The 24156-nt window shown below is 31.3% G+C and carries 25 protein-coding genes; 9 read left to right on the forward strand and 16 right to left on the reverse strand.

Features of this window, described 5'->3' with window-relative positions; genetic code table 11:
* The first annotated feature begins 3 nt into the window (after positions 1-3).
* From V8G69_RS06230 to murI, 5 genes are all read left to right on the forward strand, one after another.
* On the forward strand, positions 4-744 hold the full coding sequence (locus V8G69_RS06230) for an isoprenyl transferase (RefSeq protein ID WP_394880964.1): 741 nt from the start codon (positions 4-6) through the stop codon (positions 742-744).
* Positions 677-3328: an outer membrane protein assembly factor gene (locus V8G69_RS06235; protein WP_394881194.1), complete on the forward strand. Its 2652-nt coding sequence runs from the start codon at positions 677-679 to the stop codon at positions 3326-3328. Before V8G69_RS06230 ends, V8G69_RS06235 begins: the two co-directional genes overlap by 68 nt.
* A 178-nt stretch (positions 3329-3506) precedes the next feature.
* Complete coding sequence (locus V8G69_RS06240) at positions 3507-4520, forward strand: OmpH family outer membrane protein (protein WP_394880965.1); 1014 nt, start codon at positions 3507-3509, stop codon at positions 4518-4520.
* Between the two features lie 29 nt (positions 4521-4549).
* Positions 4550-5056: an OmpH family outer membrane protein gene (locus tag V8G69_RS06245; protein WP_394880966.1), complete on the forward strand. Its 507-nt coding sequence runs from the start codon at positions 4550-4552 to the stop codon at positions 5054-5056.
* 67 nt (positions 5057-5123) lie between these two features.
* On the forward strand, positions 5124-5903 hold the full coding sequence (murI, locus tag V8G69_RS06250; protein ID WP_394880967.1) for a glutamate racemase: 780 nt from the start codon (positions 5124-5126) through the stop codon (positions 5901-5903).
* A gap of 3 nt (positions 5904-5906) precedes the next feature.
* Here the strand turns inward: murI and V8G69_RS06255 are convergent, their stop codons facing one another.
* The 3 genes from V8G69_RS06255 to V8G69_RS06265 are packed head-to-tail and all read right to left on the reverse strand — an operon-like array spanning position 5907 to position 8509.
* Positions 5907-6998 carry an esterase-like activity of phytase family protein gene (locus tag V8G69_RS06255; RefSeq protein ID WP_394880968.1) on the reverse strand — a complete coding sequence of 364 codons (1092 nt, stop codon included), beginning with the start codon at positions 6996-6998 and terminating at the stop codon, positions 5907-5909.
* Positions 6991-7503, reverse strand: coding sequence for a gamma carbonic anhydrase family protein (locus V8G69_RS06260; protein ID WP_394880969.1), 513 nt, complete (start codon positions 7501-7503; stop codon positions 6991-6993). The genes V8G69_RS06255 and V8G69_RS06260 overlap by 8 nt, the downstream gene beginning before the upstream one ends.
* 4 nt (positions 7504-7507) lie before the next feature.
* Positions 7508-8509, reverse strand: coding sequence for a type IX secretion system membrane protein PorP/SprF (locus tag V8G69_RS06265; protein ID WP_394880970.1), 1002 nt, complete (start codon positions 8507-8509; stop codon positions 7508-7510).
* A gap of 169 nt (positions 8510-8678) precedes the next feature.
* Between V8G69_RS06265 and V8G69_RS06270 the strand changes: the two genes are divergently transcribed.
* From V8G69_RS06270 to V8G69_RS06285, 4 genes are all read left to right on the forward strand, one after another.
* Positions 8679-9581 (forward strand): NifU family protein, encoded by a 903-nt coding sequence (locus V8G69_RS06270; protein WP_394880971.1) that lies wholly within the window; start codon positions 8679-8681, stop codon positions 9579-9581.
* Positions 9582-9726: 145 nt separating this feature from the next.
* Positions 9727-9927 carry a dodecin family protein gene (locus V8G69_RS06275; protein ID WP_394880973.1) on the forward strand — a complete coding sequence of 67 codons (201 nt, stop codon included), beginning with the start codon at positions 9727-9729 and terminating at the stop codon, positions 9925-9927.
* A gap of 144 nt (positions 9928-10071) precedes the next feature.
* Entirely contained in the window at positions 10072-12108 is a 2037-nt protein-coding gene (locus tag V8G69_RS06280; protein ID WP_394880974.1) for a thioredoxin domain-containing protein, read from the forward strand.
* The gene (locus V8G69_RS06285) at positions 12105-12458 is read left to right on the forward strand and encodes a DUF1304 domain-containing protein (protein WP_394880975.1); all 354 of its coding nucleotides are present in this window, start codon (positions 12105-12107) and stop codon (positions 12456-12458) included. The genes V8G69_RS06280 and V8G69_RS06285 overlap by 4 nt, the downstream gene beginning before the upstream one ends.
* Positions 12459-12471: 13 nt before the next feature.
* On the opposite strand, the gene tsaB is transcribed toward V8G69_RS06285, so the two are convergent.
* The 13 genes from tsaB to V8G69_RS06350 all read right to left on the reverse strand — a co-directional run bounded on the left by tsaB (position 12472) and on the right by V8G69_RS06350 (position 24041).
* A complete protein-coding gene (tsaB, locus tag V8G69_RS06290; RefSeq protein WP_394880976.1) occupies positions 12472-13143 on the reverse strand; it encodes a tRNA (adenosine(37)-N6)-threonylcarbamoyltransferase complex dimerization subunit type 1 TsaB in 672 nt (223 codons plus the stop codon).
* An 11-nt stretch (positions 13144-13154) separates the two neighbouring features.
* The gene (locus V8G69_RS06295; protein ID WP_394880977.1) at positions 13155-14444 is read right to left on the reverse strand and encodes an efflux RND transporter periplasmic adaptor subunit; all 1290 of its coding nucleotides are present in this window, start codon (positions 14442-14444) and stop codon (positions 13155-13157) included.
* A 5-nt stretch (positions 14445-14449) separates the two neighbouring features.
* Positions 14450-15778: a TolC family protein gene (locus V8G69_RS06300; protein ID WP_394880978.1), complete on the reverse strand. Its 1329-nt coding sequence runs from the start codon at positions 15776-15778 to the stop codon at positions 14450-14452.
* Between the two features lie 45 nt (positions 15779-15823).
* Positions 15824-16987, reverse strand: coding sequence for an efflux RND transporter periplasmic adaptor subunit (locus V8G69_RS06305; RefSeq protein WP_394880979.1), 1164 nt, complete (start codon positions 16985-16987; stop codon positions 15824-15826).
* 20 nt (positions 16988-17007) lie between these two features.
* Complete coding sequence (locus V8G69_RS06310; protein ID WP_394880981.1) at positions 17008-18267, reverse strand: ABC transporter permease; 1260 nt, start codon at positions 18265-18267, stop codon at positions 17008-17010.
* 1 nt (position 18268) lies between these two features.
* Positions 18269-19513 carry an ABC transporter permease gene (locus V8G69_RS06315; protein ID WP_394880982.1) on the reverse strand — a complete coding sequence of 415 codons (1245 nt, stop codon included), beginning with the start codon at positions 19511-19513 and terminating at the stop codon, positions 18269-18271.
* Positions 19506-20207, reverse strand: coding sequence for an ABC transporter ATP-binding protein (locus V8G69_RS06320; RefSeq protein ID WP_394880983.1), 702 nt, complete (start codon positions 20205-20207; stop codon positions 19506-19508). The genes V8G69_RS06315 and V8G69_RS06320 overlap by 8 nt, the downstream gene beginning before the upstream one ends.
* A 132-nt stretch (positions 20208-20339) precedes the next feature.
* Positions 20340-20567 (reverse strand): hypothetical protein, encoded by a 228-nt coding sequence (locus V8G69_RS06325; RefSeq protein WP_394880984.1) that lies wholly within the window; start codon positions 20565-20567, stop codon positions 20340-20342.
* Entirely contained in the window at positions 20560-21105 is a 546-nt protein-coding gene (locus tag V8G69_RS06330; protein WP_394880985.1) for a DUF420 domain-containing protein, read from the reverse strand. The genes V8G69_RS06325 and V8G69_RS06330 overlap by 8 nt, the downstream gene beginning before the upstream one ends.
* Positions 21106-21849 carry an SCO family protein gene (locus tag V8G69_RS06335; RefSeq protein WP_394880986.1) on the reverse strand — a complete coding sequence of 248 codons (744 nt, stop codon included), beginning with the start codon at positions 21847-21849 and terminating at the stop codon, positions 21106-21108.
* Positions 21836-22558, reverse strand: coding sequence for a hypothetical protein (locus V8G69_RS06340; RefSeq protein ID WP_394880987.1), 723 nt, complete (start codon positions 22556-22558; stop codon positions 21836-21838). Before V8G69_RS06340 ends, V8G69_RS06335 begins: the two co-directional genes overlap by 14 nt.
* Before the next feature lie 99 nt (positions 22559-22657).
* Positions 22658-23038: a cytochrome C oxidase subunit IV family protein gene (locus V8G69_RS06345; protein WP_394880988.1), complete on the reverse strand. Its 381-nt coding sequence runs from the start codon at positions 23036-23038 to the stop codon at positions 22658-22660.
* 22 nt (positions 23039-23060) lie between these two features.
* Entirely contained in the window at positions 23061-24041 is a 981-nt protein-coding gene (locus V8G69_RS06350; protein ID WP_394880989.1) for a cytochrome c oxidase subunit 3, read from the reverse strand.
* Between the last annotated feature and the right edge of the window lie 115 nt (positions 24042-24156).

The following is a 24156-nucleotide window of genomic DNA, read 5'->3' on the forward strand; positions in this document are numbered from 1 at the left end:
TCAATGAGTTTAAAAGAAAACATAAACGAAAACAGATTACCAAAACACATAGCCATCATAATGGATGGTAATGGTAGGTGGGCAAAAAAATTAGGAATGGCTCGTACTTTTGGCCACGAAAATGGAGCTAAAGCTGTAAGACAAGTTGTTGAAGGATGTGCCGAGCTCGGCGTTGAGAACTTAACACTTTATGCTTTTTCAACAGAAAACTGGAAAAGACCAAAATTAGAAGTCCAAACATTAATGAGACTGTTAATTTCTTCTTTAAAAAAAGAAATTAAAACACTTCATAACAACAATATTAAACTTTGTACAATAGGTAATTTAGACTCTTTACCAACAAAAGTTTATAAAGAACTGACTGAGGTAATTGAAAAAACAAAGCTAAACACTCGAATGACTTTAACAGTGGCTTTAAGCTACGGTTCTAGAGAGGAATTAATAAACACCATTAAAGAAATAAGCATTAAAGTTAAAAATAATATAATTTCGCCCGAAAAAATTGATGAATCAATTATTAATGAGCATCTTTACACGCGAAATTTACCAGATGTAGATTTACTTATTAGAACAAGTGGGGAACAACGAATAAGTAATTTTTTACTTTGGCAAATTGCATATGCCGAATTGTATTTTACCGATACACTTTGGCCAGATTTTACAAAGGAAGATTTGTATAAAGCTATTATTGAATATCAAAAAAGAGAACGACGATTTGGGAAAACAAGTGAACAAATTAGCTAATATATTACTATTGAAAACATACTTCAAACACTGCATCACAATTTTAATTTTTATATGCAGTATTAATATTCAATCACAAGAGATTACTTATAATGCAGGTAAAAAATACGTTCTAGGAGGTGTTTCTGTTTCAGGCAATTCAAGTTTTAGCGAGCAAACCATTGTTACATACTCTGGTTTAAGCGAAGGAAAAGAAATGACTATTCCTGGTGAAGACATTAGTAATGCCATAAAAAAACTTTGGAATTCTAAACTTTTCAGTGATATAGAAATATATATTACTAAAATAGAGGGTAATGTTGCCTATTTAGAAATCAAACTTTCTGATTTACCAGAACTTAATGAAATTAAAGTTAAGGGCGTTAAAAAAGGAAAAGTAGAAGGCATCATAAAAGACAACAAACTTAATAAAGGTGTTAAAGTAACTGAAAACCTTATTACAACTACTAAAAATTTCCTAAACACAAAATATAAAAAAGAAGGTTATTTAAACTCAAAAGTTAACATTAATACTATTGAAGTTAAAGATTCTATACAAAAAGCCAGAGTGAATATGGTTTTGAATATAGATAAAGGTGAAAAAGTAAAAGTAAAAGATATAGTATTTGAAGGCAATGATATTCTAAGTGATAAAAAACTTAGAAAAAGCATGAAAAACACAAAAAAAATTAATCGCCTTCGAATCTTAAAACGTTCAAAATTTATTGATTCTGCTTACCAAAAAGATTTATCAAGTATTGTTGACAAATACAAAGAGAATGGATATAGAGATGCACGTATTATATCTGATAGCTTAATTACTAATAATGATAAAACCATATCATTACTTATTAAGGTTGTTGAAGGAGAAAAATACACCTTTGGCGACATCTCATTTATAGGAAATACCGTTTATTCTAACGAGCAATTAAGTAGAATGTTACGCATAAAAAAAGGAGATACCTATAATGGTGTTGAATTGCAAAAACGAATTGCAGACAATTCAAAACCTGATGCTTTAGACATCACAAACCAATATCAGAATTATGGTTATTTGTTTTCTTCAATAAACCCTGTTGAAGTTGGTGCCGAAAACAATGTTATTGATATGGAAATAAGAATTATTGAAGGCAAGCCTGCTTATTTCAATAATGTAAGCGTTGTTGGAAACGACAAAACTAATGACCATGTTATTTATCGTGAATTACGAACTCGTCCAGGTCAATTATACAGCAAAGCCAATGTAGTTAGAACCGTAAGGGAATTGGGCCAGTTAGGCTTTTTTGATGCACAGGAAATATCTCCAAATTTCAACAATCCAAACCCTCAAGAAGGCACCATTGATATGGAATATTCTGTTAAAGAAACAGGGTCAAGCCAAATAGAACTCCAAGGAGGTTATGGTGGTGGCGGTTTTATTGGTACGCTTGGGTTATCTTTTAATAACTTTTCTATTAAAGACATCTTTAAAAAAGATGCTTATAAACCTATCCCAATGGGTGATGGACAAAAATTAGCGTTGCGTTTACAAGCAAGTCGTTTTTACCAAACTTATAGTTTCTCTTTTTCTGAACCTTGGTTAGGCGGCAAAAAACCAATGCAATTTTCAACATCAATATCTCATACAAAGCAATTCTTATACAATTATCAAACAAGAAATGCTGATAAAAGTAAAAGTTTCAACATTACTGGTATAACCTTTGGTTTAGCAAAACGTTTAACAGTACCTGATGATTATTTCACTTTATCTCAGGCTATTAGTTTTCAACGTTACGATTTAAATAACTACAATACTGGTCTATTTACTTTTGGTGATGGTTATGCTAACAACTTATCGTACACTATAGGTTTAAACAGAAACAACACCTACAATGACCCTATCTATCCAACAGGTGGTTCAAATTTCAACGTTACAGCTAAGATGTCAATACCTTATTCTTTATTTGACGGAGTAGATTATACATCATTGAAAGATGAACGCGATGGTTTAATTGTTATTAGGGACGATGCTTCTCAAAATACTAATGATAGAACAAACGCATCTACTAGAATTGGTGAAATTGATCAAGAGCGTTATAAGTGGTTAGAATTTTATAAAATTAACTTTAAAGTAGATTGGTACACCCAATTAGCAAAAGACTTGGTTTTAAGACCTAGTGTTGAGTTTGGATTTTTAGGTGCATATAATAATGATAGAGGCGTTATACCTTTCGAAAGATTTTTTGTTGGAGGCGATGGCTTAGGAAGTTATAGCTTAGATGGTAGAGAAACTATAGCTTTACGTGGCTATCCAAATCAATCGTTATCAGATCAAGACGGTGGTACTATTTATAATAAATTTTCTTTAGAACTTCGTTATCCTATTACTTTAAAGGCTTCAGCTAAAATTTATGCTCTAGGATTTTTAGAAGGTGGGTCATCTTACAATAGTTTTAAAGATTATAATCCATTTAATGTTTATCGTTCGGCTGGATTAGGTATTCGAATTTTCATGCCTGCATTTGGTTTATTAGGTATCGATTTTGGTCATGGATTCGATCCTCTTCCTGGTGAAACTGGCAAACATGGTTGGGAAACTCATTTCATAATTGGTCAACAATTTTAATTTTGGCACGATATTTTCTAATAATACTTTGAGGATTTGGAGCAAGAATTGAAATTTTTAAGATTAAATTTCGTTAATTTTGAAAAGTCAATTCAAAAGGTGACAGAATTCAATAGTGATTATCTGTCGTTTTTAGAATTTATAACCAAAAAATTATAAAAATTATAAAAACAGGCACATGAAAACTAACGTTCTTTTTTTACTGACATTTGTGTTTATTATTAACTTTTCAACTCATGCTCAAAGGGGAGTTAGAATAGCATATATAGACACCGAATATATCTTAGAAAAGGTTCCAGAATATCAAGAAGCAACAGCTCAATTAAATGATAAAGTTATTAAATGGAAAAATGAAATAGACGAAAAATTAGCTGGAATTGAACAAAAAAGAAAAGATTTAAGCAACGAAAAAGCACTTTTAACCAAAGAACTTATTGAAGAACGTGAAGAAGATATAGCATTTGAAGAAAAAGAAATATTAGATTACCAACAAAAAAGATTTGGCCCAAACGGTGATTTAATGATTCAAAAACAACAATTAATGCAGCCTATTCAAGATCAAATTTTTGCTGCAGTACAAGATTTAGCTGGACAAAAAAAATATGATTTTGTTTTTGATAAATCTTCTGATGCAACCATGCTCTACTCGGCAAAGCAATTTGATTTAAGTGAGCAAATATTAAGAAGTATTACCAGATCATCAAAACGTGAACAAGCGCAAACAAAAGCAGAAAAACAAGCCGCACAAGACGAAGAGTTAATACCAGAAATAAATGAAGAACTTGAAGAGCGTGAGAAGGCTTTACAAGAAAAAAAGATAGAAAGAGAAAGTGCAGTTGAAAAAAGAAGACAAGAAATTTTAGCAGCTCGCGAAGCTAAAAAATTAGAAGCAGAAGCAAGGCGTCAAAAAATATTAGAAGATAGAGAAAAAGCTAAGCAAGAAAAATTGGATGCTAGAAATAAAACCTCTGAAACTTTAGAGTCAGAAACTAAAAAAGATTCGACAACAACTTCAGAAAAATCAACAGAAGCTAAAGTTTCTGAAACTAAAACTAGAGAACAACTTATAGAAGAAAACAGACTTAAAAAATTAGCAGAAAGAGAAGCTAGAATAAAAGAACTTGAAGACAAAAAAAAGAAAATTTTAGAAGACAGGCAAAAAGCAAAAGATAGTATAAACAATAACAATTAATAAATCATAACAGTTAACACTTTTTAAAAATGAAACAATTAAAAACACTTTTATTAGCAACAGCACTATGTATAGGGACTGTAAGTTTTACACAAGCACAAAGTAAAGTTGCTCATATAAATACCCAAGATTTAATAACTGCAATGCCAGAATATAAAGCAGCACAAACACAACTTGAAACTTTAACAAAATCATATCAAGCTGAAATTCAAAATATGGCTACTGAATTTCAAAATAAAGTAAAACAATATGAAGCTGAAGCTCCTACAAAAACAGATGAGGAGAACGCAAAAAGAGGTCAAGAAATTCAAGGAATGCAAGATAATATCAGACAATATCAAAGTCAAGCTCAACAAGACATGCAAACTAAAGAAATGGATCTTTTAAAACCAATTACAGAAAAAGCAAAGGCTGCAATTTTAAAAGTATCAAGAGCTCAAGGCTTTAATTATGTTTTAGATGCTTCACAAGGTGTAGTTATATTAACAGATGGTAAAAATTTACTTGACGACGTTAAAAAAGAATTAGGTATCTAATTTTTTCAGTTAAATTATTTCATATAAAGCTGCTTTTTACAAAGCAGCTTTTTTATTTTTGTTACATATGAATGCAAATCCTATAGGTGTTTTTGATTCTGGCATTGGTGGCACTTCCATATGGAAAGAAATTAACATGCTTTTACCCCACGAAAACACCATTTACTTGGCAGATAGTGCCAATGCTCCCTATGGTCCAAAAGGTAAAGAGGCCATTATTAATTTAAGCATAAAAAATACAGAATATTTAATTAATAAAGGTTGCAAACTCATTGTGGTTGCCTGTAACACTGCCACAACCAATGCCATTAGTTTATTAAGAAAAAACTATCAAATTCCTTTTATTGGAATTGAACCAGCTATTAAACCAGCTGCATTAAATTCAAAAACAAAAGCTGTTGGTATTTTAGCCACTAAAGGAACACTTTCTAGTGAATTATTCAATACAACTACAAGCTTATACGCTCATGGCTTAACCGTAGTAGAGCAAGTTGGAGAAGGATTGGTGGAATTGATTGAAATGGGAAAAATAGATTCTGAAGAGACGAAAACTCTTTTAAAGATGTACTTAAAACCAATGCTTGATGCTAACATTGATTATCTGGTTTTAGGCTGTACCCATTACCCTTATCTCATGCCTTTATTATTAGAGTTACTACCAAAACATGTTAAAATAATTGATTCTGGTGAAGCAGTGGCAAGACAAACAAAAGCTGTTTTAGAAAAAAATGATCTGTTAAATAGTTCCATTTCTAATCCTAAAAATCAATTTTTTACAAATGGGAATCCAGAAATTTTAAAAGCTATTTTAGAAAACGGATTTGAGGTAAACTATTTAGATTTTTAAAAATTAATCCTCTGTAAGTTCCAGCAATATAAATTGATTTAATTGCTTTCCTTGTGTATTAAAATTATTATCAGAAATTACTATTAAAGACTTATGTCCATTTGGCAATTTAGGCCCAAAAGTAATCCCTTCTATATTATCAATAGAGCTATCTTTTAATTTATCTCTTATACTTTCAAAATTTAAAAGCAATTCTTTTTTAGCTGAAGTGAAATCTGTGTTAGCTAAACTATTTATCTTTAAAGTATTTGTAGCTTTAGAAGCGTCAACTTTAAATAATTTAATTGTGTTTCCTTGGTTTCCCAACCCACTTGAATAACTACGTTCTAAAACCAGAAATTTATTTTCGGCATATTCCAATAAATCAGTAAGTCCATTGACTGAAAAATTTGAAAGTGGTTTTTTAGCAATCGGATCTAAGTAATATCCGAATTGTTTTTCAGGCTTTTTAGTTTCAGAATTTATAAAGGTAATTCTAACAGGTGACTTTGTTATTTCTAATTGAGGCTCCGGTCCATCAACCTCTAAAGGTAATTCCATTCCCAACCAATACCCTTTTTTTTTGAATTCAATACATAAGCCCTCTAACGTGCCATTATGTCTTGGCTTTTGTAAACTGTTTGCTTTAAATGATTCGGGTATTTCAAATCTGTCCTTTATATCTCCAGTTTCATTGATATCAAAAAACAAAGGATCCTTTTTTTTATTGATGTGACCTTCACTAGTTAATAGTATTTTATTTGACTGACTATCAAATCTTATCGATTCTAAATCCAGAAAGTCAGAAGTATCATTTATAAGAAGAACTTTGTCAACATTAACTTTAGAAATTTGATTGTTATCTAAAGTAATTGACGCCTCATAAATTCTTGGATTATTAGAATCATCACAGACTAAATAATACGTTCCGTCATAAAAATCAATACCAGATAATCCTCCAACTTGAGTGTTGTTAACAAATATATCATCTGGCAAAATATACTCACTTAAAAAGGTAACCTTTAAATTTTCATTACTGGTTATTTCAGCACTTTTGCAACCAAAAATGGATAATAAAATTAAGATAAGGGAAATTCTGAAAAAGAAATTATTCATACCAACTAGAGTACTTTATATAGTTGTCTGCTATTCGGTTTATTTCTCCAGAAATTAATTCTTGACTTATATCTTTAACTTTTTTAGCTGGAATTCCGGCATAAATACTACCAGACTCTACCTTGGTGTTTTTAGTTACAACAGCACCCGCTGCAATAATACTGTTGCTTTCTACCACGCAATCATCCATAACAATACTTCCCATACCAATTAATACATTGTCATGAATAGTACAACCGTGTACAATTGCGTTATGGCCAATAGATACATTATTACCAATAGTTGTTGGTGAAGTTTTATAAGTTGCGTGAATTACGGCACCATCCTGAACATTTACTTTATTGCCCATTTTTATATAATGTACATCACCTCGGATAACAGCATTAAACCATATGCTGCATTGGTTTCCCATAGAGACATCACCTACAATGGTAGCGTTTTCAGCAATATAACAATCGTTTGGAATTTGTGGAACCATTCCATTAAGGGCTTTTATAATTGGCATGATTTTAATTTACTGCAGGACACTTACAATCATACTTTTCTTTTCTACAATTAAAATTGTATCCTAGTGTTAATTGATGAAATCCGCCGTTTGTGAAAACTAGCGAATTCATTTGATAGGTATAGGTATATGCAAACATAAACTGGTTATAATCAACACCTAAAATTGGTGTTATTTGTCTCAATTTTTGGCTACTAACTCCAGAACCGTCCAAATATTGAGCGCCATCAAAACTGTTTCTATACGAAATTCCTCCCCAAATCTTACCAAAATCCACCTCTTTATAAACTTTACCATTTATATCAATTGAAGATTCTTGGGTTCCATCTTTATATTGAAACATAATAGAAGGCTCGTAACTCCATTCACTTCCTAATCTTCCAAAAATACCACCAACTGATAACAAATAACGTCTTAAATTACTGGTGATTTCAATATCATTATTAATACCAGAGTTCTTCAGTACATTTTTAACTGTAGCATGGGCATAATAATCTAAATAATGGTACGAAAAGCCAAGATCAATATTAAAGTTGGTTTCACTTTGTACAATACCACCTATTATTTTATCAGGGCCATCAAACAAAAATGTTGTTTCATCTAATTTATATTGAATAAATCCAGCACTTAAACCAAATGACAACATATTTAAATCTACTTCACTCCTAGAAAACATCAAATGATGTGCGTATGTTACATAAGCTCCAGTTTGTGAATGGTAACCATTTTTATCGGTGTATAATATTGCACCTAAGGCTGAAGGTGTGTCTCCTATTCTTCCATTAATACTTAATGTCATAAGCTTTGGAGCATCTTCATGTCCAAACCATTGTTGACGAGCTGTAAGTCTAACTTTTGAGCAATTTGCAATACCAGCCATTGATGGATGGATTAAATAATAATTATCAGTAAGATAATCGGTATATATTGGAAGCCCTTCTTGTGAAATAGTAAGTTGAGAAAATAAAACTCCAAATAATAATAAAAAGATATTTTTAAACTTCATATATTTTACTTCAAGGTAGATTTGATAACATTTAAACGCCTTGATTATTAAAAAATTACATAAAATAGTAAAGATACGCTATATCTTATTTATATAATAATCATGAACAAAATTCAAATATATGGATAAGTAAAATTATCTTTTGTATTTTTACAAAAAATTAGCTAAAATGAATGTTTTTAAGGTTTCTGTACAGGAAACATCAAATAATGCCATTGTTAAATTTGAAATTAATCAAATTATTACCAAGCATCAAAGTTTTGAATTTAATAATATTGATGAAGCAAAAGCTTCTCCTTTAGGTCAGCAATTATTTTATTTACCTTTTGTTAAGAAGGTATATATTTCATGGAATTTCATTGCTTTAGAACGTTATGATATTGTTGAATGGAAAGATGTTCAAGATGAAGTAGCTGAACAAATTGAAGCTTATCTGAATGATGGAGGACTAGTTGTAGAAGAATCTGAAATAACAAAGAAAACACCAGTAACGGTTTATGCTGAAAGCACACCAAATCCTGCTGTTATTAAATTTGTTGCCAATAAGAAATTAGTAACTTCTTTATTTGAATTTACATCTATTGATGAAGCAAAAATATCTCCAATGGCAACTGAACTGTTTCATTTTCCATTTGTAAAAAGTGTTTTTATTGATGAAAACTATGTTTCTATCACAAAATATGATGTTGCAGATTGGCAAGAAATTACCATGGAACTTCGTGAGTTCATTAGAGGTTACATTGAAAATGGAAAAGATATCGTCACAACTGGAGCAACACAAACTTCAAAACATCCTGAAGCCCAAAAAGCCTCTCACTTTGAGTCTCTTGATGATACATCCAAAGAGATTGTAAATATACTTGATGAATATGTAAAACCGGCAGTAGCAAGTGATGGTGGTAACATTCAGTTTATCTTTTATGATACTGAAAGTAAAAAGGTGAGTGTGATGTTACAAGGAGCATGCAGTGGATGTCCTTCTTCAACTTATACTTTAAAAAGTGGAATTGAAAATATGCTAAAAGAAATGCTTCCAGGAAAAGTAGCTATGGTTGAAGCCATCAATGGATAATTCAACTAAAAAATAGTCATTAATTTAATTGACACATCTCACGATTTCTAAGTTTTTAGTTGCATTGTGTGTTTATAAAAGGAATATAAAAAATGGCTATCTTTATAAGATAGTAATATATTTATTAACTTAAAAATTATACAACATGGCAGTATTAAAAGTAATTGAAGTTTTAGCAAACTCAGACAAAAGTTGGGAAGATGCAACTAAAAAAGCTGTAAAACACGCAGCCAAAAGTATTAAGAATATTCGGTCTGTATATGTTCAAGACCAAAGTGCTAGTGTTACAAATAACGAAGTGACTGAATTTAGAGTAAACGTAAAAATCACTTTTGAAGTAGAATAATTGTACTCATTATTAAAATATAAGCGTTCTAACATAGAACGCTTTTTTTATGCCTAATTTTTTTTCTAACTTTGATAGATGAAGCTATTTGTGTTTCTATTTTCATTTCTTTTAATAAACTGCAAAGGTCAGAACTCAAAAACTATGGAACACCAATACACCAACGACCTTATCAATGAAACCAGTCCTTATTTATTACAACATGCCCATAACCCTGTAAACTGGAATCCTTGGAACTCTAAAACTTTAGAGCTTGCTAAGTCTAATAATAAATTATTATTGATAAGTGTTGGTTATGCAGCCTGCCATTGGTGTCATGTTATGGAACATGAAAGTTTTGAGGATACATTAGTAGCAAAAATTATGAATGAACACTTTATTAATGTAAAAGTTGATAGAGAAGAAAGACCCGATATAGATCAAGTTTACATGAATGCGGTTCAACTCATGACAGGTAGTGGTGGTTGGCCCATGAATGTTATTGCATTACCAGATGGCAGACCTTTTTGGGGAGGCACCTATTTTAGGAAAGAACAATGGATGGATGCTTTAAACCAGATTGCAAAACTATTTGAAGAAAACCCAAATAAAATTTATGAATTTACCGATAAATTAGAACAAGGTATTAAGTCCATGGATATGATAATTCTTAATACAAATAAACCTGTTTTTGAAACTAAATTTATTGAGGAAGCGGTAAAAAAATGGACCACCCAATTTGATTACAAAGACGGTGGTATGAACCGAGCCCCAAAACTTATGATGCCTAATAACTATCATTTTTTGCTAAGATATGCCTATCAAAACAACGACAAAGAATTACAAAACTATGTAAACCTCACGCTTACAAAAATGGCTTATGGTGGTGTGTTTGATCAAATTGGTGGTGGTTTTTCAAGATATTCTGTTGATACTAAATGGCATGTGCCACATTTTGAAAAAATGCTTTACGACAACGGTCAATTAGTAAGCCTATACTCCGATGCGTACCTCATTACCAAAAATGACATCTATAAAGATATTGTAACACAAACTTTAGAATATATTAAGCGTGACATGACCATCCCAAATGGTGCGTTTTATTCTTCATTGGATGCCGACAGTAATAATATAGAAGGAAAACTTGAAGAAGGTTCCTATTATGTTTGGCAAAAAGAAGCACTTAAAAATATTTTAAAGGAAGATTATCAACTATTTTCAGAATACTATAACATAAATGATTACGGGTTTTGGGAACACAATAATTATGTGCTTATAAGAAAAGATGATGATAGTGAAATTATTAAAAAATATGAGATAAGCAAAGAGCAATTAAACCAAAAATTAAATGATTGGAAAAACTTACTTTTAAAGGAACGCAATAAAAGAGAAAAACCCAGACTTGATGATAAAACACTAACTTCATGGAATGCTCTCATGCTAAAAGGATATATAGATGCATATAGAGTATTTGGTAATAAAAACTATTTAGATGCAGCTGAAAAGAATACTAATTTTATAATAAACAATCAGTTAAGAGAAGATGGTGGATTAAATCATAATTATAAAAATGGTAAAAGCACAATTAATGGATATCTTGAAGATTATGCAACAGTCATAGATGCATTCATAACTCTTTATGAAAACACTTTAAATGAAACGTGGCTTGTAACCGCAAGAAATTTAGCCAATTACACCTTTGATCATTTTTTTGATGAAACCCATCATATGTTTTACTTTACTTCCAATCAAGATGATGCTTTAGTGTCAAGAAATATGGAATATCGCGATAATGTGATTCCTGCAAGTAATTCCATTATGGCAAAAAATCTATTCAAATTATCACATTATTTCGATAATGATCACTTCAGAAAAACAGCCGTGACTATGCTTAATAACGTTATTCCCGAAATTCAAGATTATGCTTCGGGATATTCTAATTGGTTAGACCTTATGCTTAATTATACCAATCCGTTTTATGAAGTGGCAATAGTAGGAAATGAGGCTTCAGGAAAAATTTCAGAATTAAACAAAAACTATATTCCCAACAAAATCATTGCAGGGAGCATATCAGAAAATAACTTACCTTTATTAGCTAACAGGTATTTACCTGACCAAACTTTAATATATGTATGTATAGATAACGCGTGTAAACTTCCCGTATCAAAAGTTGATGACGCCATTAAATTGATAACACCATGATATTCTTAAAAACTTTTTTTGTAGCCTTAGTCGCTTTTGAACATCTGTATTTCCTGATCTTGGAAATGTTTTTATGGACCACTCCTAAAGGCATCAAAACATTTGGTCTAAAGTCAAAGGAGTTTGCTAATGACACCAAGGTTTTGGCTGCCAATCAAGGATTATATAATGGTTTCTTGTCAGCCGGGTTGATTTATTCTATCATTGTAAAAGAAAATAATACTACAATTTTCTTTCTTATTTGCGTGATAGTAGCAGGTATTTACGGAGCCTATTCAACTAAAAAAATACGTTTGTTTTATGTACAGGCTGTTCCAGCAATTTTAGCTTTAATTCTCTCTGCACTATAAGAAATAAATTGCCTTAAGCTTTCGGCTTTAACACCACAAAATCTTTTAAATAATAAGGTTCAAAATAAGCGACATCTTCAAAGTCGATTTTTTTGTACTTAAAAGTGGCCAAAGAACCCATTTCATTTGCTGAAGGCAATTTGTTTTCAATGAAAATGGCATTAGGGTGCGAAATTAAAGCTTTAGTTTTTTCAACACCGTTTCCTATAAAGTACACTTTCCCTTTATTTAAGTATTCTTTAAATGAAGATTCATCTAAAATTTCTGCTTGAGTTTCTTTGATTTGATTATAATTTGAATCAAAAATAGCGGCATAAACTTCCATACGTCTAGCATCTAACATTGCCACAATAATACCATCATTGCTAACAACCTGATGTGCCAAAGCTTCTAAAGTAGGAATTGAAATCAATGGTTTATTTAAAGCAAAACATAGTCCTTTTGCGGCTGATACTCCAATACGTAATCCTGTGTATGAACCTGGTCCTTTACTCACAGCAATTGCATCTAACTGATTAGATTCAATATTGGCTTCTTTTAAAACCTCATCAATATACACATGAAGTCTTTCTGCGTGAGAGTAATTTTTATCGTAATCTTCTTTTAAAACTATGGTGTTTCCATCTTTGGAAATTGATACTGAGCAATTGGTTGTTGCCGTTTCAATATTAAGTATTATGCTCAAAATAAATTCAATTAGTCTTTATTTGGATTGTCACCTTCAGGATTTGACTTTATTACAACTTTATCTCCGTCTTTAAGAGTTTTTGTCACAACATTATAAGGCCCAACAATAACTTCTTCTCCTTCTTCTAGTCCAGAAACAATTTCAATATTAGAATCGTCTTGTATACCAGTTTTCACAACACGTAATTCTGCAGTATCACCTTTTTTAATAAAGACGCATTCAAATTTTTGATCTTTATCTATCACTTCTTCAGTTTCATTTTTAGGTTTTTTAGCTAAAGTAGTATCCGTTTTAATTGTAATAGCGCTTATTGGCACATTAATGGCATTGTCTCTTTTATCTGTTATGATATCAACCGTAGCTGTCATGCCTGGTCTAAATGGTGAGAAGTAAGCAGGCTTTCCTTCAACCAAATCTTTATAAGAATCTTCAAGAATTTTAACTTTAACTTTAAAATTTGTTACCTGATCTGCAGTTAAAACACCATCAGCAGAATTTGATATCTCGGTTACAACTCCTTTGAATTGTTTTTTTAAATAGGCATCTACCTCAACAATGGTTGAATCACCAATATTAACTTTTACAATGTCATTTTCATTAACATCAACTTCAACTTCCATGTTACCTAAATTGGCAACACGCATAATTTCTGTTCCGGCCATTTGTTGTGTTCCAACAACACGCTCACCTAATTCAACATCTAATTTAGAAATAGTTCCATCCATTGGTGCATAAATGGTGGTTCTATTTAAGTTATCAACGGCTTCATTAACGGTTGCACCAGCACTTTTTACACTATAATAAACAGATTCTCTATTGGCTAATGCAATTTCGTAACTAGAAACTGCTTTGTCCCAATCTGATTTAGAAATAATACCTTTTTCGAAAAGCTGCTTATTTCTTTCATAACTAGCTTTGGCTTCTTTTAAAGATGCTTCAGCCTGATTTAAATTAGCCTTGACATTTTGTAATGTTGCCTGTGAACGATTTAAACTAGATTGATATATATCTGGATTAATACGTACCAATAAATCACCTTTTTTTACTTGCTGTCCTTCAATAATGGGTAACTCAATAATTTCCCCTGAAACTTCACTAGATATTTTAACTTCTACTTCCGGTTGAATTTTCCCAGTTGCAGAAACCGTTTCAACAATATCTAATCTTGCAATTTTTTTAGTTTCAATTTCTTTAAAATTACCACTTTTACCAAACCAACCAGCTTTTTTTCCACCAATTAAAACGGCCAGTAGAACTATGATAATTGATATAACAACAATAAGTGATTTTTTACTCATTTTAATTAATTTATGTCTAGAATAGGAATTCCAAAATAGAATTCTAAAACCTTAAGTTTAAATATATAATCGTATTTGGTACGCACTACATCACTTTGCGCTTGTTCAAATCTGCTTTGAGATTGGTTGTAATCAAAAGCATTTAATAACCCAACATTATAACGCTCTTTAGAATAGTTAAAAGCTTCTTCTCTTGCTGAAAGGGTTTTTTGGGCTGCTTCATACGCTTTTAAAGCACCTCTTGTATCATTATAAGCTTGATACACATTAGTTTCCAAATCTAAATTTGCTTGTTCTAACTGATATTTTGAGCGATCTAAAGCCACTTGACTTCTTTTTACATTATTTCTTCCGGAAAACCCATTAAAGATAGGAATATTAAGGCGTATTGAAAAGTTATGACTTTTATTATCAGATATTTGAGTTTCAAAATCTTCTGAAGGATATAACTCAGATGTAAAATAATTAGATCCAAAACTATAAGAACCCGATAAGCTAGGTTGCAAAGCTCCCTTCGCAATTTTTAAATTGTAATCTGCAATCTTGGTATTATTTTCAGCGATTTTAATATTATAACGGGTTTCTTTAGCTTTATTTACAATTACATCTGGTGATTCGGCAAGTATAAAGGTGTTTGGAACATCATATTCTGTATCTACAATATCAAAATTTTTATAATCTTTGATTAATAACAACTGTGCTAATTGAATTTTAGATAGTAAAATAGCATTTTGGGCATCTACCAATTGCTGCTCTTGTGAAGCCAGAGTTGCCTGAATTTCTAATAAATCTCCTTTTGGCAAAGAGCCAGCATTCACCAATTCTTTCGTTCTATTTAACTCTTCAGTAGAAATTTCATGTTGAGCAGATAAGACTTTATATTGTTCCTTATTGAATAGAATTTGAAGAAAGGCATTTGCTACGTAAAGCGAAATATTATCTTTCATATCATCCAACTGATACTGCGCTGCCAAAACTTCTAATTTGGAACGTTGTAACTGGTTGATATTTTGAAGACCTTTATAAATATCTAAACTTGAACTTATACCTCCTGAAAGGTTTTTACTGGTTGACGTTACAGCATCAAACGTAACAGGGTCTTGTCCTAAACCAATATTCCAAGAATGGCTAGCTGATGCATTTAATGATGGTAAAAAATTACCAACAGCATCCTTTTTATTGTATTCAGATGTTTTTAAATCTAATTCACTTTGCTTGATAGAAATATTGTTTTCAATAGCATAATCAACACATGCCCTTAGCGTCCATTTATGGTTTTGAGCTTGAATTTTTATAGTTAATAAAACTAATATTATAAAGATTACTTTTTTCATATATAAAATATTGGTCTACGTAACTGTTAAAGTGTTACAGATAAATTAATTATTTTGTGCATAACTAGGAACACCTTGAATTTGATTCCAAACTTTTATCTTATCAGACTTTGTAACACCACCTTTTATTTCTACAAAGATACCATCACTTATACCCAATTCAAGGTCTTTTCTCTCAAATTTTTGATCGCCAACCTCTACCTCAACAAAAGGCTTTTTAGTTTCAGAATCGTATTGTACTAAAGCCTCTCTAATAGCTAAAACTTTTTCCGCCTTATCAAGAATAATTGAAGCATTGGCACTTAATCCTGCTCGAATGAATGTTGAGTCAATAGATTTTAAACTTCCTTTTATTTCAAATTGAATGGCACCATTCTCAGCGACTCCTTTAGGAGCTATATAATCTAAAACAGCATCAAATTTTTTGTTTTCAATAGCACCAATGGTAATTTCTAAAGGCAATCCTTCTTTGATTTTACCAACTTCACTTTCATCAACTTTTCCTTCAAAAATCATTTTATTAATATCTGCCAAGGAAGCAATTGAAGTTCCTTCATTAAAGTTGTTAGCTTCAATAACCTGATTTCCTTCTTTAACCGGAACGTCTAACACCATACCCGAAATGGTTGCTCTTACCAGTGTTTGTGCAATATTACCTAAACCGCTTGTTGTACCTGTTTTAATGATATCATAATTCTGTCTTGCAGACATTAAATTAATTTTTGCCTGCTCAACACTTTGCCTGGTTTGCAAATATGAATTATTGATACCTTCGAAATCATTGGCTGAAATAATTCCTTTTTCAAACAATGCTTTTTGACGATCGTAGTTTGATTGTTGTGTTTTTAAATTAATTTGGGCTGTTTCTAAAGCCGTTTGATTTGTTGCAATACTGTTTTTCGCACTGGTAAGTGATGATACGTTTGGAATGACTCTGATTTTTGCAATTAAATCTCCAGACTTTATATATTCACCAGCTTCTATATATACCTCTTCAATAACTCCAGAAATGTTCGGTTTAATTAATATTTCCTCTTTCGGAACGATACTTCCTGTTGCAACTGTTTTTACTACAATTGTTTGTTCAGAAGGAAGTTCTGACGTGTATTTTATAGGATCTTCTTGATTTTTTTTCCATAGATAAAAAAGTGCAGAAGCAAATAAAACTACTATAGTGGTTAATACGATGACGGTTCTAGTTCTTTTCATTGTTATTTGTTAATTATATTTTATTCAATTCTTAATGCATCAACAGGTTTCATTTTTGTAGCACTGTTTGCTGGTATTAATCCAGCTAATAACCCAGAAACTACTAATATGATAAGCGCCGTGAATACAACTCCCATGCTTACACTTGGGTTTGCAAAATTTTCTACCGGACCATTCATATCAAGCAAGTAATTTAAGGCCCAAATAATTACAGCCGAAAAAGAGATTCCTACCATACCAGCAAGTATGGTTAAAATTAAACTTTCCTGCAAAATTTGTGATTTAACAACCCACGGAGTAGCACCCAAAGCACGTCTAATTCCAATTTCTTTGGTACGTTCTTTTACTACAATAAGCATAATATTACTGATGCCAATTATTCCAGACATCAATACCAATGCTCCAACAAAATAGCCTACAATTGAAAGAATTGTAAATAATCCATTTACTCTTTCAAATTGTTCTGACAGATCAAAATTACCAATGGCTCTTTCATCGGTTGGATCTATTTTATGTCTGAATTTCATTAAATCAAAAATCTGTTGTTTAATTGACGTTATGGGAACATCATCAACAGCTGTTAATGCCATCCAACCCACATTATCACCTCTATTAAATGCTTGCCCAAAGGTTGTAAACGGCATATATATTGTGTTTGCATCTCGTTGGTTATCTCCTTGACTATTACTCATTTTAAAAGAGCCAACAACCATGAAGTTAACACCATTAACTTTTATATATGTACCTAATACTTCTTCATCTTTATCATAAAGCCCTTTAATAACATCTGTTCCAATAACACAAACTTTCCTTTTATCGTTTATGTCTGAATAGCTTATAAAACGTCCTTGTAAAATATCTAAAGGTTGTTGATTTATAAATTCGGGATAATCGCCATAGATTTCAAATGCTCCCGTTTTAGTGCCTCTAATAACATTATTACTACCCATAAACCCCCCAAGTTGATTTCTAGGTGACACATATTTAAGATTTGGGATTTCAGATTTTATGGCTTCTACATCATCTAGTTTATAATTAAAACTTCTCCCTTTAGGCAATCCTTTATATGGTTTTGATGTTCCTTGTGTCCACATAAACATGGAGTTGGTAGCAAAATCTCCAAAATCTGCCATAACACCATTTTTAAGTCCATTGGTAAGTGCCAGCAATAATACCAAAATTGTAATTCCCCAAAAAACACCAAAAGCTGTTAGTAAGGTTCTAAATTTATTAGAATTTAGAGCCTCCAAAATTTCATCCCAACGATCTCTACTAAACATATTATTCGTCTCTTAAGGCTATTATTGGTTTTATTTTTGCTGCTCTATACGCTGGAAAAAACCCTGCTAAAGCTCCCGCTAACACTAATAAAAATACAGTTGTTAAAGCTATATTAAAATTAACTTGAGGGTATTTTATAAAATCACTTTGTATTTGTGGCCCAATTATTTCAAGTAATCCTAACCCAAAAATAAGGCCAAATAATCCTGCAAACATGGTTACAAAAACTGCTTCTTGAAGTATCATTCCAACTATTGACATTGGTAAAGCTCCAAGTGCTTTTCGAATTCCTATTTCTTTGGTGCGCTCTTTTACAATTATCAGCATAATATTGCCCACACCAACAATGCCGGCAATGATGGTTCCTATACCTACAAACCAAAACACGGCCTGAATGGTACCAATTAATGAATATATTTTTTTTGCTTCCTCAAGAGTATTAAAAACACGGACTGCACTGGTATCATCGGGAGCTACAGTATGCATCTGCTTTAAATCGGCCTCAATATTTTGAGAAATATTTTTTGATAGTTCAACAGCTTCTTCAAAATTATCGGCCATTTTTATGGTAAAGAGCATGTTTCTAATATTATCTCCAGCATTGAATACTTTTTGAGCTGTACTAACTGGTATATAAGCTTGACTTTCTTCCCGTTCTCCACCTGGGTCATAAAAAACTCCTATAACTTTAAAATTCATTCCATAAATGGAGATGTTTTTATCTATTGGATCTTCATCTTTAAATAAATCCTTTTTAAGTTTATTTCCTATAACAGCTACTTTTTTATACTCATCATAATCAGATTGATTTATAAATCTTCCGCTACCAATATCTGCATTCTCAATAAATTGATGATCTGGCGTGACGCCTCTTATTTGATAATTTCCAGTTTCATTTTTATAAGATATGGTTCCTCCCCAAATTGAGTATAACGAGCTTTTATAATCTATATAGTCATCGTACTTTCTGGATACGGTATTATAATCTTCATTTTTAAGTTGAATATATCTGCCGGGGTTTAATCCTTTATAACCTTTAGTAGTATTACCTGTCCAAACAGTTATTAAGTTAGTGGCATCTCTTTGAAACTGCGAGGTTACTCCGTTTTCAATACCTTTACTAAAGCCTAGTAAAATAACTAATATGAAAATACCAGATGCTACCGAAAGCCCTGTTAAAAAAGTTCTTAGTTTATTCTTTCTTAAGGTTTCAAAAATTTCTTGCCAGCGCTCAATATCAAACATATAATGAAGCTCTTACTTGTTCTACAGGATTATCATCAATAATTAGTCCGTCTTTAATATGCACAATTCGTTTGGTCATTTGAGCAATATCATGCTCATGGGTTACCATTAAAATGGTTTTTCCTTCGTCATTAATCCCTTGAATTAACTCCATAACTTCTTGGGAAGTTTTAGAATCTAATGCTCCTGTAGGTTCATCTGCCAATAACACTTTTGGGTTGCTGGCCAAAGCTCTTGCAATAGCCACTCTTTGTTTTTGACCACCCGACAACTCATTTGGCAAATGGTGTGACCAAGCAGAAAGACCTACTTTTTCAAGATAATATTCTGCTTTTTCTATGCGCTCTTTACGTTTCACACCTTGATAATATAATGGCATTGCCACATTATCTAAAGCCGATTTATAATTGATAAGGTTGAATGATTGAAAAATGAACCCTAAAAATTTGTTTCTGTAATTTGCTGCTACTTTTTCATTTAGGTTCTTAATTGAAACTCCGTCCAAAACGTACGAACCTGAGTCAGCCTCATCAAGAATTCCTAAAATATTTAATAAAGTAGATTTTCCTGAGCCTGAAGAGCCCATAATAGAAACCATTTCTCCTTCCTTAACATTAAAATTAATTCCCTTTAAAACATGAAGGGAATTATTCCCCATTTGGTAAGATTTGTGTAAATCCTTTATTTGAATCATAAGATGATGGTTATTGTGATAAAATTAGCTAAAACAATTCCTTTAATATCATAAGAAATTGTTAAGAGTCTAAATTCTGTACACTAAGTAAGACTATTTAAAAGAGGAAATGTTACAGCAAAAATTGTTTTTTTACTGCTTTTTACTACTGAAGAATTTCTTGTAAATAATAAAACCAATACCAGCAATAAGTATATATGGAATGGCCATTAAATAAACTATTCCATTATTGATTCCAGCTGCCACTCCTTGACCGTCTTCAGTTTCAAGAACAGCACGACACATAGCGCATTGTGCATCTGCAGGAATTGATATAATCAACAATAAAAATAATATGAAAAATCCTTTGTTTTTAAACATAATACGGAGAAATCATGATATAAACTACCACACCAGTTACGGCTACATAAAGCCATAAAGGAAATGTGATTTTAGCTATTTTTTTATGCCTTTCAATATTATTGGTAATTGCTCTTACATAAGTGATAAGCACAAAAGGGATAACCACAATAGACATTAAAACATGTGTAAGCAAAATAAAATAATAAACATATTTTATAATTCCATCGCCTCCATATTTTGTGGAATCACTTGTCATATGATATGCCACATACATCACCAAAAAAGTTAAAGATAAAAGAATTGCAAACTGCATTAACCTCTTATGAATCCCAATCTTTTTGTTTTGAATAGCAATAAAAGCCAAGACCAAAACTAGTGCTGTTACCGCATTAATAGATGCATAAATAGGCGGTAAAAAAGTTAATGGTTTTACATCAAAACCCATTTCACGTAAATTAACTCCAAAAAGTATAGCAACTACAATTGGAATAATAACAGATAAAATAACTATCCAAGTATTATATTTTTTTTCGGCTTGTATATTGGCTTCTCCCATTTATTCATTCAAAAGTTTAGTAATATCTTCTTTTAATATTGTTATTTCTTCAGACATACCTTCATCATCTACTTTCTCGGTTTGTGAAATCATTCCATTATAGAAAATAATAGGATTTCCATTCACTACTCGCGAACGAATGAATCCATTTTTATCAATCAAGGCAAAATTTCCAGAATGCTCAAAACCTCCTGCTACTGAGGCGTCTTTTGCTGTGTATAAATTAAATCCTTCATTTGCCAACTTATATATGGTTTCTTGGTCACCAGTCATTAAATTCCAATTAGGATTTGTAACACCATAACTATCTGCATATGCTTTTAAAACTTCAACCGTATCATGATCTGGATTTATGGTAAATGAAGCCACTCCAAAATTTTTATATTCTGTGAATGAATTTTGTATTTGAATCAAATTGGCATTCATCCTTGGGCAAATAGTTGGGCATGTTGTAAAAAAGAACTCAATAACATACACTTTACCATTATAATCTTTGTTTGTTATAATTTTCCCATTTTGATTTACAAAACTAAAAGCTGGTACTTTTTTAGGCTCGCCATTAATTTCTATAAACGCTAAATCTGAATTTGCTTTTTTAGAAACATTTGTATTAATCTTTGTTCCACCATCATTTCTTACAGTATCATTGTTAGTGATTCTATCAATAATTTTTGGAATAAAATAAATTCCAAAGACTAAAATGATGAATGAAATTCCTATGTATGAATAATTAGTTTTCTTCATGATGTTCTTTTAAATCGTTTGCTCTTCTTGTTGTAGAATCAAAATTACCTTTTCTTTTTTGTCTGTATTCTGTAAATAAAATACGCATGTCCTCGCTCATCTTATTTTTTATTACAGCTACTTCAATACAGTCATAAGAATTTAAACCATAAACGGGTTTGTTCTTTACTATTTCGTTATCAGTTCTGTCATCTATTCGTCCACGTTGACTTAAATCTTTATCAATTATAAAAACAGAATTAGTGGCTAGATTTGAATTAAGATTTGAATTGCTCTTTAAACTATTATAAACCTCCTGAATAGCTTCAGGTTCGCCATACACAAAATGCCAAAACCTAATATCTTCATAAGAGTTAATTTCCTTTGTGAGCTTTTTAACTGCTTCTTGAGTTCCTTTAGGAACGACTATTACTATTTGAAACTTTTTAAATCCTTTAAATTTATCATACACCAATTCTTTTAAATTTGATGCAGCTATAACATTATCCATAGGATTTTCGCCTAAAAAACCTAGAACAGTAATATGATTCTTAAGAAGAATTTTTTCTCCGTCATCAGAATTAAACGCTTCTAAATCTGAAACCGAATCATTAACAATATCAAGTGGTGTGTAATTATGTGTTGCAGGATACAAAAACAACAAAAAAGTTACAGGAAGAAAGAATAATATTCCTAAAACCACATAGCGCTTAGCTTTTTTAAAATCCACTTAAATATGCTTAAATTATTGAATTGCAAAAATAAAAAAAGGTGGTCTAATAAACCACCTTTCATATATCTTTTAACACAGTATTATCTGTTTGTTCTTTTAAAAATCTCTTTTAAGGAATCCTGAAGAATAAACATCTTGAATATATCCTCCTTCTTGCAACAAAATAAAGACTAAATATAAAATCAAGAAAATTGCAGTCCAAACTACCATGCGTCTTAAGCTTGACGTTTCATCTCTCATGTGCATAAAGTCCCAAGTAATATAATATGCTTTTGCTATGGTTAGGATGATGAAAATCCAGTTTAAAACTTTCATTCCTAAAATATGACCCATTAAAATTTCAGGCTTTTCTATACCTAATGCAACTTCAACAGAAGTAATGATACTAAGTAAAATTAAAACACCCCAAATTTTTTGAGTATTAGATTTAAATTTTATTAAACCTCTTAATATTTCTAATTTATGTGCGTGTGCCATTTTTGTAATAATATTAATTCAATTAAACTAGGTAGAAGAATGTAAATACGAATACCCAAACTAAGTCTACAAAGTGCCAATATAACCCAACTTTTTCAACCATTTCATAGCTTTTACGCTTTTCGTAAGTTCCTAAAATAACATTAAAGAAGATAATGATATTGATAATTACACCAGAAAATACGTGGAAACCATGGAAACCTGTTATAAAAAAGAAAAAGTCTGCAAATAACGGTGACCCATATTCGTTGACATGTAAATTAGCTCCTTCAACGACATGCTTACCATTTGCTTTAATTTGTTTTAATGATTCTTCCCTTGAAAGCACCGTTTTATGGCCATGCTCATTTATATCTTGAGTTCTAACTAAAACATTAGGATGGGATTCTAATCCATGGATAACTTCTTCAACCGTATAAGTTGGCAAAGTTCCTTCACTTACAAACCATAATCCATTTTTACGTTCATGAGCAGCTCTTTCATTTTCACCAACAACAACAAAGTCTCTTAAAGCTACACGGTGTCCTTCAGTATTAACAAACTGTAAAATATTTCCACCTTTTGTTTGAATAGCACCATAGTCGCCTTTAATAAAAGTTGACCATTCCCATGCCTGTGATCCAACGAATATTAAACCGCCAATAATGGTTAAAAACATATATAAGGTCACTTTGGCTTTATTTAAATGATGACCAGCATCAACAGCTAATACCATTGTTACTGATGACATAATTAAGACAAATGTCATAAATGCCACATAAATCATAGGTAAATTTTGCCCATGTAAAAAAGGCACGTGTGTAAATACTTCATCGGCAATTGGCCAAGTTTCTATAAACTTAAAACGTGAAAATCCATAGGCCGCTAAAAATCCGGAAAAGGTTAAAGCATCTGAAACAATGAAAAACCACATCATCATTTTACCGTAACTTGCTTTTAAAGGCTCATTGCCTCCTCCCCAAGTTTTACCTTCTGTTCCAGTAGTTACAACTGTAGTACTCATATATATTGGTTGTTTAATAAAAGTTGCACAAAAATAATCATTTTATTTATCTAGAGAAATATACACGTCTAAAATTCAAAAAACAGATAAAAAAAGTGAATTTAATAAAAAGATT

The sequence above is a fragment of the Gaetbulibacter sp. M235 genome (assembly GCF_043876835.1).
Lineage (GTDB): Bacteria > Bacteroidota > Bacteroidia > Flavobacteriales > Flavobacteriaceae > Yeosuana.

Excerpts from the sequence above, each read along its gene's own strand:
- V8G69_RS06230 (WP_394880964.1), top strand. The coding sequence starts at position 4 with ATGAGTTTAAAAGAAAACATAAACGAAAACAGATTACCAAAACACATA.
- V8G69_RS06240 (WP_394880965.1), top strand. The coding sequence starts at position 3,507 with ATGAAAACTAACGTTCTTTTTTTACTGACATTTGTGTTTATTATTAAC.
- V8G69_RS06245 (WP_394880966.1), top strand. The coding sequence starts at position 4,550 with ATGAAACAATTAAAAACACTTTTATTAGCAACAGCACTATGTATAGGG.
- murI (WP_394880967.1), top strand. The coding sequence starts at position 5,124 with ATGAATGCAAATCCTATAGGTGTTTTTGATTCTGGCATTGGTGGCACT.
- V8G69_RS06255 (WP_394880968.1), bottom strand. The coding sequence starts at position 6,998 with ATGAATAATTTCTTTTTCAGAATTTCCCTTATCTTAATTTTATTATCC.
- V8G69_RS06260 (WP_394880969.1), bottom strand. The coding sequence starts at position 7,503 with ATGCCAATTATAAAAGCCCTTAATGGAATGGTTCCACAAATTCCAAAC.
- V8G69_RS06265 (WP_394880970.1), bottom strand. The coding sequence starts at position 8,509 with ATGAAGTTTAAAAATATCTTTTTATTATTATTTGGAGTTTTATTTTCT.
- V8G69_RS06270 (WP_394880971.1), top strand. The coding sequence starts at position 8,679 with ATGAATGTTTTTAAGGTTTCTGTACAGGAAACATCAAATAATGCCATT.
- V8G69_RS06275 (WP_394880973.1), top strand. The coding sequence starts at position 9,727 with ATGGCAGTATTAAAAGTAATTGAAGTTTTAGCAAACTCAGACAAAAGT.
- V8G69_RS06280 (WP_394880974.1), top strand. The coding sequence starts at position 10,072 with ATGGAACACCAATACACCAACGACCTTATCAATGAAACCAGTCCTTAT.
- V8G69_RS06285 (WP_394880975.1), top strand. The coding sequence starts at position 12,105 with ATGATATTCTTAAAAACTTTTTTTGTAGCCTTAGTCGCTTTTGAACAT.
- V8G69_RS06295 (WP_394880977.1), bottom strand. The coding sequence starts at position 14,444 with ATGAGTAAAAAATCACTTATTGTTGTTATATCAATTATCATAGTTCTA.
- V8G69_RS06300 (WP_394880978.1), bottom strand. The coding sequence starts at position 15,778 with ATGAAAAAAGTAATCTTTATAATATTAGTTTTATTAACTATAAAAATT.
- V8G69_RS06305 (WP_394880979.1), bottom strand. The coding sequence starts at position 16,987 with ATGAAAAGAACTAGAACCGTCATCGTATTAACCACTATAGTAGTTTTA.
- V8G69_RS06310 (WP_394880981.1), bottom strand. The coding sequence starts at position 18,267 with ATGTTTAGTAGAGATCGTTGGGATGAAATTTTGGAGGCTCTAAATTCT.
- V8G69_RS06315 (WP_394880982.1), bottom strand. The coding sequence starts at position 19,513 with ATGTTTGATATTGAGCGCTGGCAAGAAATTTTTGAAACCTTAAGAAAG.
- V8G69_RS06320 (WP_394880983.1), bottom strand. The coding sequence starts at position 20,207 with ATGATTCAAATAAAGGATTTACACAAATCTTACCAAATGGGGAATAAT.
- V8G69_RS06325 (WP_394880984.1), bottom strand. The coding sequence starts at position 20,567 with ATGTTTAAAAACAAAGGATTTTTCATATTATTTTTATTGTTGATTATA.
- V8G69_RS06330 (WP_394880985.1), bottom strand. The coding sequence starts at position 21,105 with ATGGGAGAAGCCAATATACAAGCCGAAAAAAAATATAATACTTGGATA.
- V8G69_RS06335 (WP_394880986.1), bottom strand. The coding sequence starts at position 21,849 with ATGAAGAAAACTAATTATTCATACATAGGAATTTCATTCATCATTTTA.
- V8G69_RS06345 (WP_394880988.1), bottom strand. The coding sequence starts at position 23,038 with ATGGCACACGCACATAAATTAGAAATATTAAGAGGTTTAATAAAATTT.
- V8G69_RS06350 (WP_394880989.1), bottom strand. The coding sequence starts at position 24,041 with ATGAGTACTACAGTTGTAACTACTGGAACAGAAGGTAAAACTTGGGGA.